The sequence below is a fragment of the Sphingobacterium sp. LZ11T8 genome, from assembly GCF_024261425.1.
Classification (GTDB): Bacteria; Bacteroidota; Bacteroidia; order Sphingobacteriales; family Sphingobacteriaceae; genus Sphingobacterium.
In genome coordinates this window covers 89603-105639 of sequence record NZ_JANBZY010000004.1, presented here as the reverse complement: position 1 = coordinate 105639, position 16037 = coordinate 89603, and the positions used below count along the sequence as shown (strand labels likewise).

Annotated in this window: 13 protein-coding genes; 3 read left to right on the top strand and 10 right to left on the bottom strand. The window is 38.2% G+C overall.

What is annotated here, in order from left to right:
- Positions 1-2: 2 nt before the first annotated feature.
- From NLF99_RS10940 to mobA, 8 genes are all read right to left on the bottom strand, one after another.
- Positions 3-4361, bottom strand: a complete 4359-nt coding sequence (locus tag NLF99_RS10940; RefSeq protein ID WP_094258246.1) for a CusA/CzcA family heavy metal efflux RND transporter — start codon at positions 4359-4361, stop codon at positions 3-5.
- 129 nt (positions 4362-4490) lie between these two features.
- Entirely contained in the window at positions 4491-4826 is a 336-nt protein-coding gene (locus NLF99_RS10935) for a DUF6660 family protein (RefSeq protein WP_209023052.1), read from the bottom strand.
- A 205-nt stretch (positions 4827-5031) separates the two neighbouring features.
- Entirely contained in the window at positions 5032-7035 is a 2004-nt protein-coding gene (gene mobC / locus NLF99_RS10930; protein WP_254528651.1) for a conjugal transfer protein MobC, read from the bottom strand.
- Between the two features lie 197 nt (positions 7036-7232).
- The gene (locus NLF99_RS19715; RefSeq protein ID WP_002993202.1) at positions 7233-7439 is read right to left on the bottom strand and encodes a GDCCVxC domain-containing (seleno)protein; all 207 of its coding nucleotides are present in this window, start codon (positions 7437-7439) and stop codon (positions 7233-7235) included.
- Positions 7440-7446: 7 nt separating this feature from the next.
- Positions 7447-8040: a mercuric transport protein MerTP gene (gene merTP / locus NLF99_RS10925; protein WP_002993200.1), complete on the bottom strand. Its 594-nt coding sequence runs from the start codon at positions 8038-8040 to the stop codon at positions 7447-7449.
- Entirely contained in the window at positions 8037-8411 is a 375-nt protein-coding gene (locus NLF99_RS10920; protein ID WP_002993197.1) for a metalloregulator ArsR/SmtB family transcription factor, read from the bottom strand. Before NLF99_RS10920 ends, merTP begins: the two co-directional genes overlap by 4 nt.
- A gap of 96 nt (positions 8412-8507) precedes the next feature.
- Positions 8508-9788 carry a conjugal transfer protein MobB gene (gene mobB / locus NLF99_RS10915; RefSeq protein WP_002993196.1) on the bottom strand — a complete coding sequence of 427 codons (1281 nt, stop codon included), beginning with the start codon at positions 9786-9788 and terminating at the stop codon, positions 8508-8510.
- Positions 9789-9796: 8 nt separating this feature from the next.
- Entirely contained in the window at positions 9797-10228 is a 432-nt protein-coding gene (mobA, locus tag NLF99_RS10910; RefSeq protein WP_002993194.1) for a conjugal transfer protein MobA, read from the bottom strand.
- Positions 10229-10916: 688 nt separating this feature from the next.
- On the opposite strand from mobA, the gene NLF99_RS10905 reads away from it, so the two are divergent.
- The 3 genes from NLF99_RS10905 to NLF99_RS10895 are packed head-to-tail and all read left to right on the top strand — an operon-like array spanning position 10917 to position 12732.
- Positions 10917-11684, top strand: coding sequence for a ParA family protein (locus NLF99_RS10905; RefSeq protein WP_002993188.1), 768 nt, complete (start codon positions 10917-10919; stop codon positions 11682-11684).
- 11 nt (positions 11685-11695) lie between these two features.
- Positions 11696-12094 carry a DUF3408 domain-containing protein gene (locus NLF99_RS10900; RefSeq protein WP_002993187.1) on the top strand — a complete coding sequence of 133 codons (399 nt, stop codon included), beginning with the start codon at positions 11696-11698 and terminating at the stop codon, positions 12092-12094.
- A gap of 2 nt (positions 12095-12096) precedes the next feature.
- Positions 12097-12732 (top strand): hypothetical protein, encoded by a 636-nt coding sequence (locus NLF99_RS10895; protein WP_002993186.1) that lies wholly within the window; start codon positions 12097-12099, stop codon positions 12730-12732.
- Between the two features lie 60 nt (positions 12733-12792).
- Here the strand turns inward: NLF99_RS10895 and NLF99_RS10890 are convergent, their stop codons facing one another.
- Both NLF99_RS10890 and NLF99_RS10885 read right to left on the bottom strand, forming a co-directional pair.
- Positions 12793-13587: a cation transporter gene (locus tag NLF99_RS10890; protein WP_094280386.1), complete on the bottom strand. Its 795-nt coding sequence runs from the start codon at positions 13585-13587 to the stop codon at positions 12793-12795.
- A 5-nt stretch (positions 13588-13592) separates the two neighbouring features.
- Positions 13593-15764 carry a TonB-dependent receptor plug domain-containing protein gene (locus tag NLF99_RS10885; protein ID WP_094280385.1) on the bottom strand — a complete coding sequence of 724 codons (2172 nt, stop codon included), beginning with the start codon at positions 15762-15764 and terminating at the stop codon, positions 13593-13595.
- Positions 15765-16037 lie beyond the last annotated feature (273 nt).

The window sequence follows — 16037 nt, the reverse complement described above, 5'->3', positions numbered from 1 at the left end:
TATTATTTGCTGATTAATGAATGAATAAGCGTTACAGCCTCATTGATTTGCTGTATGCTCTTTAGATAATTAAGCTGAATATCGGTTGTTGTCTGCAAGGCAAAGAGGTACTCCACATAAGAAATATCTCCGGTACTGTACCCTAACTTTGCCGCATTGATGATTTCATCAGCATTCGGAAGTGCCTGCTCCTTGAAATAGGTAAACTGTGAAACATTCTGTTCATATTGTTTCAGGGCATTTGCCAACTCCGTTTTTAGCTGCTGTTGTTGCCATTGGGCATTCAGTTCCAATGATTGTTTTTGATAATCAAGGGAACGGATTTTCGCTCTGGTCGTAGTAAAGAGTGGAATGGTTATGCCTACATCAACAAAACTGAACCGCTGTCCTCTGCCGTAAAATTGTTCCACGCCGTTTCTACTGTGCATTCCTATCAGCGATATATTATTATAACCGAACGTAAAATCAGGCAGGCTGTTTGCCCGTTCCAACTTCTTGTTCTGTTCAGCGATTTTAGCCTCCTGATACAATAGCTGGATGCTTGGGTGGTTTTCAATAGCTGAACTGTCTATGAAAGAAGTCAAAAGTAATGGTTCATAGTCTGATTTGGGTTCAATGGCAAAATCTTCCTTTGTCTGCATCAGGTTTTTAAGATTCTGATAGGCATTTTGCCTGAAGACCTCATTTTGCTGGAGCAATATATTGATTTCCCCCTTTTTGGTAACAGCCGTACTGACTTCTATCCGCCCTATATCTCCTGTTTTATAACGCAGCTCCGCCACACGGATAAAGTCTGCATAAATACTATCCAAATACTTCAATACCGAAGCATTATGTTCCAGATACGCTAACTGATAATAATATGTTCTTACCTGCTTTCTTAGCTCATTTTCTGTCAGAGCCTTTGACCATTCTTGCCCTTTGACTTGCTCTTTGACAAGGTTTTTCTTTACCCCAAAAAGTGTTGGAAAGGGTATAGTCTGCGAAATTTGGAAACCGTCATTGTACTCAAATCCATCTGTATTCCCATATTGGAAATTTAAATCGGTTTTCGGTAGCTCATATGCTGTCTTACTCAAACTTTGGGTAGATTGAATCTCCAATTTTTTGGAACGGAGCTGAGGGTTATTTTCCATAGCTATTTCGATAGCTCTATCTACGTTTACAGGATTTTGTGCATTACTGGTTTGAGAAAAGCCTAAGAACGTAAACAGTAACAATATAGGTGTTATGGCTTTCATTTTATTATTTTTTGTAGGCTTATGATTTCTCATAAATACGAGGTATAGTAAAGGCAGTACGAATAACGTCAATGCCGTTGCTGACATCAATCCGCCGATAACGACCGTTGCCAACGGTTTTTGTACTTCTGCACCCGCACTTGTACTCAATGCCATCGGTAAGAAACCTAAACTTGCTACCGACGCTGTCATTAATACGGGTCTTAGTCTTGTTTTAGCCCCCTCGATAATTCTCGGGATAATCTCGTTCCAACCCTCTTTTTCCAATCTGTTGAATGTGGAAATCAGTACAATCCCGTTCAGAACAGCAACACCAAACAAAGCGATAAACCCTACACCTGCTGATATGCTGAATGGCATATCCCTCAACAATAGGGCAAACACACCTCCAATGGCACTCATCGGGATAGCTGTATAGACCAAAACGGCTTCCTTGAACGAATGAAACGTGAAGTACAATAAGATAAAAATCAAAAGCAGGGCGATAGGTACTGCAATCAGTAATCTGTCAGTAGCTTTTTGGAGGTTCTCAAACTGACCGCCATAGGTAAAATAATATCCTGTCGGTAGCTTAACCTGTTCAGCCAACTTATCCTGAATTTCTTCTACAACACTTGCTACATCCCGCCCTTGTACATTAAATCCGACATATATCCTTCGTTTTCCTCCTTCACGGCTGATTTGTGCAGGACCTAATTTATAGTCAATGTTGGCAACCTGCGAAAGTGGAACCTGCTCTCCGTTTGGAAGTGGAATAAACAGATTGCTCACATCCTCAATAGAACTGCGGTGTTCTTCATCAAGCCGTACCACCAAATCAAATCTACGCTCATTTTCATAAACCACGCCTGCTGATTTACCTGCAAACGCAGTACTGACAATATCGTTTATCTCCTGTACATTCAAGCCATAGTTGGCTATTCGGGTACGGTCGTATTCGATATTAATCTGTGGAAGACCTGCTATCCGTTCTACCTGCGGAGCGGTTGCACCCTCTACCGTTTGAATAATGGCATTGGCTTTATTGGCATAAATCAACAAACTGTCGAGGTTCTCTCCGAATATTTTCACAGCTACATCTTGCCTGATACCCGTCATCAGTTCATTAAACCTCATCTGTATCGGCTGGTTGGCTTCAAAGAATACACCGGGAATAACTTCGAGTTTCTCCATCATTTCATTGGAAAGTTCGTCATACGATTTCTTTGTTTTCCATTCGTCCTGTGGTTTAAGAATAATCATCAGGTCGGTCGCTTCGGGCGGCATCGGGTCTGTCGGTACTTCGGCAGCCCCCGTTTTTCCTACAACCATTTTTACTTCGTCAAACTCCTTGATTATCTTAGATGCCTGCATAGAGGTTTCCAGACTTTGGCTTAAGGATGTTCCTTGCGGCAAAATACAATGGAAAGCAAAATCGCCCTCGCCCAATGTTGGCAGGAACTCTCCGCCCATCCGTGAAAAAAGGAATATACTAATGGTAAAAAGTCCGACGGCAACCGCAATAATCACATATTTTATCCGAATGGCTTTTTCTAACAAAGGCTTATAAACCCCTTGAAGATAGTCCATCATTTTGTCTGAAAAATTCCTTTTGGTAATCGGTTTTTTAGACAGACACAAGGCACTCATCATCGGGATATAGGTAAAGGACAAAATCAAAGCTCCCAAAATGGCGAAACTTACGGTCTGCGCCATTGGCGTAAACATTTTTCCTTCTATGCCGACCAAAGTAAGGATAGGAATATAAACAATGAGGATAATGATTTCTCCAAATGCTGCACTCGTACGGATTTTTCTTGCAGATTCATACACCTCCTCGTCCATTTCTGCCTGCGTAAGTTTTTGAGTGGATTTCCGTAAGCCCAAATGGTGCATTGTGGCTTCAACAACGATCAGCGAACCGTCCACTATCAATCCGAAATCAATAGCTCCCAAACTCATCAGGTTGGCACTTACGCCAAATAACCTCATCATTCCCAATGCAAAAAGCATTGATAACGGTATAGCTGATGCGACGATTAAACCTGCCCTGAAATTCCCTAAGAAGATAATCAATACAAATATTACGATTAATGCACCTTCAATTAGGTTTTTTTCGACAGTACTTATCGCTCTATCTACCAGGTTCATTCTATCCAAATAAGGTTCTATGACCACATCATCGGGTAGAGATTGTTGGATAACCGGTATTTTTTCTTTGATGTTTTTTACGACCGTAGCAGTGTTTTCTCCCTTGAGCATCATTACAATACCTCCCACAGCATCTACTTCGCCGTTATAGGTCATTGCTCCGTATCGGGTAGCGTGACCAAATTGTACTTTTGCTACATCTTTGATGAATACCGGAACACTTTCCGTATTTTTAACAACAATATTACCTACATCTTCCAGTGAAGTGACTAAACCAATTCCCCGAATGAAGTATGCATTGGGTTTCTTATCAATATAAGCGCCTCCGGTATTTTGGTTGTTGTTTTCGAGTGCAGTAAAAATATCGGAGATACTGACGTCCATCGCTTTGATGCGGTTAGGGTCAACGGATACCTCGTATTGTTTGAGCAGACCGCCGAAACTATTAACTTCTGCAATTCCCGGAGTACCGTAAAGTTGTCTGGCGACAATCCAATCCTGCATTGTCCGTAAATCCATTGCAGAATATTTATCTTCGCTTCCTTGTTTGGGATGGAGAATGTATTGGTACACTTCGCCAAGACCTGTACTGACAGGAGCAAGTTCAGGCGTTCCAACTCCATCAGGTATCTGGTCTTGTGCTTCTTTCAGCTGTTGGCTTACCAACTGTCTTGCAAAATAAATATCGACATTGTCTTGAAACACTACGGTTACAACAGATAGTCCAAACCTCGAAACACTTCTTATTTCTTCTACTTTGGGAAGATTGACGATACTTTGCTCTACAGGAAATGTAACCAGTTGCTCCACCTCCTGTCCTGCTAATGTTGGTGACAGGGTAATAATCTGAACCTGATTGTTTGTAATGTCAGGTTGGGCATCAATGGGGATTTTCGTGGCACTCCATACCCCCCAAATGATGAGTAATAAGGTCATTAATCCTATAATGAACTTATTCTTTATAGAGAATTTTATAATGTTATTTAACACTTTTTGTGATGATTAATGATGGATAAATAATGATAAAATCATAATGATTATGTTTTTAGGGAATATAAATACCCTAAAAACCAAGCTAACGCTGTTAGCATTAAGCTGTAATCATTTAAACATTAAAAATTATGCATTAATCTTTGGCGGTTGCCAAATTTCTCCCAGATAGAGGGATATAAAGATAGATTTATAGTAAACTTTGGCCTTAGACAAGTCAAAGGTCTTCTTAACTAAGTTATATACATTCCATTGAAGCACTATGCCCGACACCATTCCACAACAACCGCATAAACAAAACGGACTGCACATATCAGGTTTTTCCTGATGGTCGTGGCTTGCTTTATGGGCTAATTCTTCTGAATGGTTATGGTTTTGAAAACTCTCCTTTTCATACATATCGGTACAAGGCATTAAAAATACCGCCATCATATAAATTGCCAATATGGAAAAAAAGACTTTCATATTCTTTTGCAAAGTTAGTAAAAAAGTAATGCAATGGCATTGCATTGTTTTGAATAATTACTATTTTATATAATATCCTTTTTCATTCTGAATATTTGTTTTACATACTGTTCAAAACAATATTGGCGACACTCCATACTAAATTTAAGAAGAAGTATCGCCAATATTTTTTAGTCTATACTAAAAATTTCCACTTGTACCTTTATTACTCTTGCTGTATCAAATGCTGTAAGTTCGGGTCATTCTTAATCCGTTCCATTTCACTTTCGACGATATGCAGAATATCTGATTTTATCTGACGGTAATTGCTTTCAATTTCCTGCTTCATTTTATCCTCGCCTTGCTCATCTACAAAGGATAGGATTTGCGGTATCTTTTGATAGGCTTTTGTTTCGGCGGCTACCTTTTCATTATCGACCACGATTTCTGCGTGAAATATCTTTTGTTCGATACGATCGTCAAAATTATCCGATACAGAACCGACAAACATACCCTGCGTTAAGGTTGAAATTTTGGAAGCCGGAATAAGGCTGTCTAATTGTGTAGAAATAGAAGTTGATTTATCATTACGGTTTATCGTCATACTTTGACGTTTCTGTAATACTTTTCCAAAACGTTCCGAAAGGCTTTTTGCCGTTTCTCCTACAACCTGTCCACTGAATACATTACCTACGGTGTTTTGAATAACTTTAGCTTCTTTATCGCCGTAATCACGTATCAACTGCGAAAAGTCCTGAAAGCCCAAGCACACAGCCACCTTATTACTTCTCGCCGTTGCGATAAGATTGTCCAACCCTCTAAAATAAATCGTGGGCAACTCATCTATAATAACCGAACTCTTTAATTGTCCTTTCTTATTGATGAGCTTGACAATTCGGGAGTTGTACAAGCCCAAAGCTGCGGAGTAGATATTTTGACGGTCGGGATTGTTACCCACGCACAAAATCTTCGGCTCGTTCGGGTTGTTGATGTCCAATGAAAAATCAGCGCCTGTCATAACCCAATACAACTGCGGTGATATCATTCGTGACAAAGGGATTTTAGCCGATGCAATTTGTCCCTGCAACTGGTCTTGTGCTCCGCCTTGCCAAGCATCCATAAATGGTGAAAGATAGTTTTCCAAATCAGGATACGAAGTTAAAATGGTAAATACATCCGAATACTTTTTATTCAGCAATTCAATGGCGTGTGGAAAGGTGCAATACTTACCATTCTCGTAAATTTTTAAAAACCAGATGATAGCCGCTAAAAGAATAATTGGAGATTCGACAAAGAAATCTCCTTGTTTTTGTATCCAGCTTCTGTTGAGGTTCAACATAATCGTGTAAGCGGCTTCGTAAGCATCGGATATGTCAGTCATAAAATCTGGATTGAGCGGATTGCAACGATGGCTCTTGCGTGGATCGTCAAAGTTGATGACGTAGAACTTTGGTTTTATTTCGTACTTATCCTGATGTTTCAATAAATGATTATAAGCAATAGTAGAAAGGTCGTCAAACTTGAAATCGTAGATATACATCGAAAAACCTTTTTCAATTTGTTGCTTGATATAATTGTTAACGACGGCATACGATTTACCAGAACCCGGAGTCCCCAAAACAATCGTTGCTCTGAAAGGATTTACTATATTGATCCAGCCCTTGTGTTCCTTTTTATTGTACCAAAATTTAGTAGGCAGGTTTACGGAATATTCATTTTCCATCAATTTGGTTTCCTGCATAAAACTTTCGTTCTCCATATTGAAAACATCATCCATCAGGTTGTTTTTCAATAACCTGCTTATCCAAACCCCAGCCATCAGCAAAGCAATATAACCTAGTCCGATAGTCAGTATATAAAAGAATGTGCCAATGATGGGCGACAACTTTAACAGTGGTGTATTCAGAAAGAACAGCAAAAAACCAATTCCCAAAGCCACGTAAATCTTTGACCAGGTTATCTTCTCGTTCTTCACGCCTTTGGTTCCCAAACAGCTTAAAGCCAATAACACGATTGCAAATACTTTGGTATATAAAGTATGCGAAAACAAACCGGCTGTTCGGTCAAAATTCCCTAATATTTTATTGATTACTTCTAGTGTCCAGCCACGTTCCATAAAGAAACCATAACAAAACCAATAAAGATGCATCAGTACTAATAGAATACTAACTGCTCTCATAAAAGCCATTATTTTGGCTAAACCTCTTAAATCGTCTTCTCCTTGCATTATTTTTAATTTTAATGTTCGGGCGTGAATTTAAAGACTATAAAGATTGGCTTTGGAAAAGTGGTAGTGGATGGCGGTGAGTGGCAGGGTTCGGCTGGGTCTAAGAGGTATAGCTTCTATACCCCTTTTATATAGTAATATTTATAGGTAGTAAAATAAAAATACTTTAGTTATATCGACCTTCTTTTGTTTTATACCCGTTAGCAACATTTTTTGTTTTGCTGAATAGGTGGACAAGGAACATTTCCATAACTACAATAAACACAACAGTCGCCTTGCTTTGGTTTAAGAACATGTTTGCACTTTTCACATTCGTAAAAATATTGGCAAGCATCTGTCGGCATTGTTTCTTCTTTCTTGTGTCCGCAGTTGGGGCAAGTGATTATTGATTGCAATTTGATTTCCATTTTAATTTTAATTTTTCGCGGTTACAGAATACCCTGTTGAGTTTATTGCTTTTTCAATTTCAGAAATATTTGTTTTCGAGTTGTCAAACTCTACGATTGTATTTCCATTTTCATAAGAAGCTTTTAGATTGACAATCCCTATCAATTTATTCACTTCGTGATTTATGTGTTCTTCACAACTTGCACAAGTCATTCCGCTAATCGTAAATTCTACTTTTTCAATATTGGATTTGTCCACTATTATGATTTGCTTTTCTGTCTTTGGGTAGAAAACACTTGAATAATATGGAAAAGCAAGCATTACTATTGCAAATGATGTTACAATTCCTAAAAACGTTTTCGACTGAATGAATTTTGGTTTTTCTGCTGTTTCACAATTGCAATCAATTTGCTTTTTAGGCTTTAACTTTTGATACCAAGCAAAACCAAGAACCAAAATTGTCAAACCGATAAAATACGGTCTGAAAGATTCAAGCCAAGAAAAAGTGGAGGCAAGTCCGCTTGTTCCTGCAATGAGAGCCAAAACTGGTGTAACGCAACAAAGTGAAGCTGCAATTGCAGTCAAAAGTCCTGCGCCGATAAGTTTGTTGTTTGTTTTCATATTGCTTCTATGACTTTGTTTTCATCAAGTATTTTAAAAAACGGTTTTAGCAATTTTTCATATTCCTTGGTCAATGAATAAAAAATAGTTTGGGCCTCCCTGTCTGTTTCTACTAGATTACGGTCTTTAAGTTTTCGTAAATGTTGTGAAACTGCCGAGATTGTCATTCCAAGAACGTCGCTTATATCGCAAACACAAAGTCGTTTTTCTTCGTAAAGTAGGAAGAGAATTTTAAGTCTTACGGTATTTCCTGCCAATTCAAGCCCATTCGATAAATAATCAAACGAATCGTTAAGCTCTAAAACCCGGTCTTTACAGCGGTTTATTTGTTCAATGTCTGCTTGTTGACGTATACAAGAATTATTACCCATAGTGCAAATATAGTTAATTCGTTTATTTAAGCAAATGCTAAAATACAATTTAACAAATCGTTTTAAAAGCAGATTTTAATTCCAAAAGATGACTTACTATAGTCTTCTTTTCTTTTTCTTCATCCTATTAGCAAAATCCTGTTCCTCGTAATCTTCCCCCTGTGCTTCAGGTATGAGCAAACCTCCAAAGGCTTCTATCAAACCGTCTTCGTGTTTTTCAGTATTTAAGAAGTCGAACAAATGATGTGGTTCTTCCGCAGGTAAATCCTCCGTATCAGTCGGTTTGGACAATTTTGGTAGGGGTGCAACTGGCTCTTTAATCTCCGCTTTGATATTATTGTTCCAATAATCATTAAAGGTATTGGCAGAAAGTTCTTTTGCCAATCGTGAACCGTTCCAAACGCTTTTAGAGTTGTGGTCAATGAACGACATACCGTAAATTCGTCCGGTATCGTTTCTGCGTATCACTACATTGATACCTTGCTCGCCTAACTGTTTTTTAAAGCTCAATTCGTCAACCGTTGATTGCAGGGCAATGGTAACGGCTGATTTTAAAGTCTGTTTGGTTGCGGTATCTTTCAGGGTTGTTTTGCATTTCGCAAAATGCAATTCCAAAGCCGGAAGCCCTGCGTTCTTTCCGAAAAACGAAGCCTTGAACGGATGTCCTGCTTTTTCGCCTTTCTCATTCAATGGAATGTACAATAAACCCTGCTGTGCCTTTCCGTGTAATTCTCCCTCCACTTTCTCGGTGGTAATATTGAACAGGGAAAGCAAAGCATTGTATTCTCCCAAAGTTTGGTATTGATAATAGTTCGGCAAGTGGCGAATGACCGAAGCAATCTGACTTTTTATATCACTTGCCCGATAATCCACCGGACGAAAAACCTTATCATTGTGATTACGTTCTTTGTCCGTTGCGGGTATCAGACCGTGTTTTCTTTCCAGTTCACGGCATACACTCATAGACCGCATTTTCTCAAAACTATCCGAAATTTTCACGCCCTGTTCGTCCACGCAGACCGATACGATATGGATATGACTACGGTCAATATCGGTATGTTTGAAGACCACAAAAGGCTGTTCGCCGTAACCCATTTCACGCATATATTCTTCCGCCATTTCCCTAAACTTATCATCATCTACATTATCCTTGGGATCAGGATTGAGCGAAATATGCAACGTATGTTTCTCGGTATTGCGGTTGGCGATGAGATAAGGAGCAAAAGATTGGGCTAATTGTGCTACGGAATAATGTCCGTTAGCAGTTTCAATTATCTTATTGGCGAACAAAATTTGTCCATTTTCGTTCTCCACTTTGAGCTGATTATATGCCAAGGCTCCGTATAAATTTGCGCTTCTACCAATTTTCGCAATCATTTCTGCTGTTATTTTTTCAGATATTTTACATCAAATTCTTCCGTTATCTGGACAATTTCTTTAAACAAGGCGGTCATTTCAGCCGTATGTTTTTCCAATTTATAGAGATATGCTGCTGCCTTTTTCTCCGAAAAGTTCTTATACAATAGCTTTACGACCTGATTATAATTCACGCCAATAGATCGAAATTGACTGTGAAACGAAGTCAATCGCATATAAAAATCAATTGTTCCTTTGTCTATTTTAACAGATTTTATCGTCTTATCGAAGATGCAAGAGGTTATAAAATGTGCCTTAACCTGCATACCGGACTTTTCAAATAAGTCAAGAAAACGGGCATGCTCTTCCTCATTAAAGGAAATCGTGTACCGGATTTTAGCGGGATCGTTTTTTAGAGGACGCCCGCCCTTTTTTAACTGCTTTCTGCTGTTTTCATTCATCACTAATCCATTTTTAATTCATACAAAACGCCGACTTCGGAGGACGTTTTCTGCCCCCGGCAGGGCAAGTTGTTTTGAGCATCGGAAATCTTTTCGAGATGCTCAAAACACAACTTGCCGTGTTCTGGTGAACACAAAAATCCGCCCTTCGGGACGGATTAAATGTAGCAGGGATAAACGGCTTGATGCCGTTCTGCTTTTGTCCAGTTCCTCAAGATGCCTTTGCATAAATCTGTTAATAAAATTCTATATACAAAGTAAGACACTACTTATGAGAGCATCACAATCAGACACATAGCCAAACACTGCCTTTGGGTGCCAAAGACTACCACCCATCAATAACGAGCCGATTCAATCGCTTTATTTGCCGTATAGTTTTAGTGCAGGTAATAAAAAATGTAATGAGGATAAAAAATAAATTGGGTTTTAGTACAGAAATTTTGGAATAAAAGCATAGGGTTTTAAAAACATAAAACTGTAAAAGCATAAAAGCGGTAAAGCAATTTACAAGTTGTAAGGTTTTCCAGTTGCTAAAAATGATTACCCACCAAGCGGTAATAAAAGCAAATAACAATCAAGAAAATTTCCAAAAGGGGAATACAGGCATATAGGAAATAGGTACTATTTAAATAAACCAATATTCAAACCTGCCAAACAAATAAAATGTGTAACAATAAATCTTTAAATAATGGAAACAAAAAAGAAAACTTTAAAAATTAGTTTTTCAACGCCTAAAGGCGGTGTTGGAAAATCTACTATGACCGCATTACTTTCAAGTGTATTGCATTATCGTTTAGCTTTTAATGTCCTTGTAATGGATTGTGATTTCCCACAACACAGCTTAGCCAATATGAGGGAAAGGGATTTGAAAACTATTATGCAGAATGATTACCACAAAAGAGCTGCAATGAAGTTGTATCAAAGTATCAATAAAAAAGCATATCCGATTATCAGTTGTAAACCGGAGGATGCCTTGTCAAAGGCTTTAGAATACGTAAATCAATCTGCAATAGAGCCTGATATAACTTTTTTTGATCTTCCCGGAACAGCTAATACAAAAGGTGTGCTCACGACCTTAAGAACAATGGATTTTATTTTTTCTCCAATTAGTGCTGACCGTCTAGTTATGGAAAGTACACTGAGCTTTACTAAAGCATTCCTTGGCTTGCCCGAAACGGAGGAGAGTAATGAAGATCAGAAAATGTGGATGTTTTGGAATCAGGTAGATGGTCGAGAGAAAACAGGAATATACGAGGCTTATCAAAGCGTTATTAACGAACTCGATTTATCTGTGATGAATTCTCGGATAATGGATAGTAAACGTTTCAGAAAAGAGACGGACGATACACCGAACAGTGTATTTCGGTCAAGTCTGTTACCTGCCGAACCTCAACTAATGAAAGTAACGAGACTGGATTTATTTATTGAAGAATTTTTAAAAATTGTTAATCTCTAAAATAGTTAAGTATGTCAACAGATAAGAGAAGAAAAGATTTTGATAAGCCCGATGTTGATGAAGAATTAATCATGAATATCATGAGTGGTAATCAATCTGTTACTATACCCGAAGTTATTCAACAACAGAAAATACAGAAGGAAACAAAACCAAAAGCCCGCAATAGCTCCCTAAAGAAGGTGGATTATGAGGAGACATTTCTGGTCAATCGTTTTCCTTCAGGTCGAAACGGAAAGGTCGTTTACATTCGTCCAGAATATCACGAAAGGTTGTTACGTATAGTACAATTAACAAGAGAAGAAAAGACTACACTCTATTCTTATATCGACAACATTCTTGAACACCATTTTAGAGAGTACGGGGACGATATTACAGATTATTTCAACGAACGTTTTAAACCAATTTTATAGTTATGGAAATTGTAATAGTAATATGCCTGCTGATCGTCATTGTCCTGCTTTTGCAGGATAAGATTATCATTAAGAAAAGGTCAAAACAAAAACCTCCGCAAAAGAAAGTCAATCCGGATCTGCCCGATATTATGGGACAGCCCAAACCCGTAGAACGCCTTTCAGTGCCAAACACTGCCAATGAACGCCAGATTGAGGAACCAGAGGTAAATCCCGATAATTTAGACATTGAATACGACGAAAATGAAAACAGGAGTATTCAGATTCCGCAGGAAGAGCTGGATGAAGTTTTTAGCAATCAACCTGATTTTGAAGAAGAGGAAGAAGAATGGAACAGGTACGGAATATCTGGTGGCGATAATGGTTTTGCCCAAGGGGTTACCTTTGAAGAACTAAGCTCCGTGGGGATGTTGCTTCAGCAAGAAAAACTGGAGTCATCTCAAAAGGAAACAGCGATAGCAATCGTTCAGAAAATACAGGGAACCGAATTATTTAGTCTGCTGGAAAATTCTATAGCGGGTGCATCCAGTAAAATTGCCAAGCTATTGGATAGCTCACTCTCATCTGAAACGGAAATCAGTTCTTCCACTTTGCGGAACAATGATTTAGATGATTTTGATATTGGGGAGTTTGTCTGAAACGGAATTATTTTAATTGAGCCTGAAAAACTAAATTTCAGGCTCAACTTATTTTTACATTTACTTTGCCAACTTCAATATTCTGTAAGCCCCTCTTGCTACAATTACAAATACAATAGCTCCAATAATCAAATCTGGATAACTTGAATTGAGCCAATTAACTAAAAGACCAGCAACAATAACTCCCGAATTGATAATGACATCATTTGATGTGAATATCATCGAAGCCTGCATATGCGCTTCTTTACTTTTGTTCTTTTGTAAAAGATAAAGGCAAAATACGTTTGCAATCAATGCTAAAACTGAAACGACAATCATTGTCTTGAAATCGGGCATAGCTTCAATTCCCATACAACGTCTGATTACTTCAACGAAACCTATAATAGCCAGTAAGACTTGGAAGTATCCTGCAAATCTGGCGATGTTGTTTTTTAAAGCGATTGTTCCACCCACGGCGATTAATGCCAATGCGTAAACGACACTGTCGGCAAGCATATCCAAACTATCGGCTACCAACCCCATTGAGCCTGAAAAAACACCGAATAACATTTCCAATCCAAAGAACAGGAAGTTGATAATCAATACGATCCAAAGTAATTTCCGTTGCTTGTTGCTTGTATCTGTTTCAACAACGAAATTACTTTTTTCGGTTGAAACCAATGTCGTATTTAGATTCAGTGTTCCCAGAGCCAAAAAAATTGGCTCTGGGTTTCCATCGTGATAAACGTCTAATTTTCTATTGGCTATATCGAATTCCAATCCTTTTACCGTATCAAAGTCTTGCAGTTTCATACGGATTAATTGCTCCTCGCTTGGGCAATCCATTTTAGTTATATTGAATATGGTTTTTTCCATTTATTTTAAAGCTTAAATTTTATTCCTCCGTTAATCACAAATCCGTCCAAAGGTGCATAATTGTCTTTAAAAACTGGATTGGTTATTGTTCCTGTATAAATGCTGTCAAAGCGTGTTTGTCGGGTGTCGAGGAAGTTTTCAAAGTTGATGTACAGAGAAAATCTTTCCCAAATCTTTTCAGCCATAAATCCAGTAATAAAGTAATCTTTGCCCGTAGTTCCATTATTCAGTTTTTGGCGACTGAAATAATAGGCTTCCAGACCAATTTTCCATTTGTCTTCTATTTCATACATCAGGATGGAATTAATGCGGTGTTTTGGTGTTAAAGGGCTTTCTACAGTCGTTCCATTATGGTGTAATCGGGCATCTGTATAGGTATAACCCAAAAACAATTTCAGGTCATCATAACCAATTTTAATATTGGTTTCTGTTCCTTTGGTATGGATGTAGCCAGGAGAATTAACAAACTGATACAGATTTGCCGAGGAGTTTTCAAGTAACAAGGGATTATCCAAATAGGTGTAAAAGAACAATTGATTTATGCTAAATGACCAATCTTCCCCAATGTAGGTGCGGTAATTGATGTCTGCATTTGCTCCATAACTTTTTTCCAATTTATTGGTCTTGTCGTCAATGGGCATTACATTTTGATATTGTAGGCGTTCGCTTTCTTCCGTAAAAATGGTAGGTGTTTTATAGCCAAATCCACCACCAACTCGTGAAGTTAAGCCCTCGGCAATGTGGAATAGAGCCGAAACTCTCGGTAAGAATACCACCCCATAATCCACAACATAATCCGTTCTAAAACCTGTTTCCAATTGAAACCAATCCGTAGCATTAAAAGAATTTTGTACAAAAGCACCGAATGTAGTCTGATTATAATCTCTCAACGGAGATGCCATAATCTGCTTTTCTTTGAAATTATCCGTCCAAATATTAATACCTGTGACCCATTCCGATTTTTCAGTACTGTTGGTGTAGTTGGCTTCGGTAAAACTTGCTGTTTGTGTTCCCTCAAACTTATAGTTTGGAATGGTAGTATTTCGGTTAAAATAACTTACACTATTTTTGACTTGAACAGTACTGTTTTCATTGATGATATGGTCGAAAATAAATTGTGTGGAATAGCGTTGTGTTTTATTTTCCTCAAAATATTGGTTTGTATTATCTCCATTTCCTTTGATGTAAAGCATATCACCTCCCAAACGGCTCTCGATCGTTGTGTTGATACCGAAGTTCAGTTTCGTCTTTTCATTGAAATAAACGAAGAGCTTCGGATTCAGTACATAGCGTTCGAATTGTGGAATAGCGGATAGTCCGTTCTTAGCAGGATCATAAGCTGCGTTACGGTTATGGGAAGCAAATATAGTTGTTCCAATTTTATTAAACCTTTGTCCATAAAAGCCGTTTATATCCAAACCCCTGCCGGATGTTCCATTGAGGTGAAAACCTAAATCTCTCTCATAGGTCGGCGTTTTGGAAATCAGATTGACCAGTCCAGCTATTGCTCCGCCTCCATATAGTGTAGATGTAGAGCCTTTGATGACTTCTACTTGTTTGAGGTCAAGTGGTGGTATCTGTAACAAACCCAATCCACTTGAAGCACCTGAATAAATGGGGAAACCGTCTTTCAGGATTTGTGTATATCTTCCATCAAGTCCCTGAATACGAATACTTGCATTGGCACTGGTAGGCGAAGTGGTTTGTACGTGAATACCTGTGCTTTCCGCTAAAAGCATACGAATATCTCCCGGTTTCATGTTCCCTTTTTCGCCCAGTTCTTCACTTCCAATAAATTCAATACGGGTAGGGATATTTTGTATACTCCTTGTGCTTCTTGTGGATGAAATGACAACTTCCTCTAACTCCTCTGAACTTTCTTTGAGTAAGATTTCAATAGGACTGTTGTCAGCTAATGGAAATTCCAATGTATCTATATAGTCGTTAAAACCGATATAGCTAAAATGTATTTCCTGTATCCCATCAGGAATATTTTCTATTATGATGAGACCGTTTTCGTTTGATGTAGCGGCAAGCGAGGTTCCTTTTATAGATGCTGTCACTCCAATCAAAAGATTTTTGTTTTCACTGTTTCTAATAACAGCATTTAAAATGTTTTGTGCAAATACACAGAGATTTAGTGTCATAAAAAATGACACAAAGACTATTTTTTTCATTGTATAAAAAAACATTAATGTTTGAAAAATGAGAATTGACGGTTTGTAGCACCGTAATCTGTTATTGTGCCGAAGACACTAAAAACATTAATTAATCTTAGGGGGTTGCCAAATGGAAGAGAGGAAGTCTGAAACAGCTGACGCTGTTATTACACCTAATTTCTTTTTAGGTTGTTGGACATAATTGGATGTTAAAGCATAAAAGGAAGTAATTACAAATCCAGTACAGGTATTGCATTTAGAAAAAGGCGAGCAACATTCCATACCGCAATC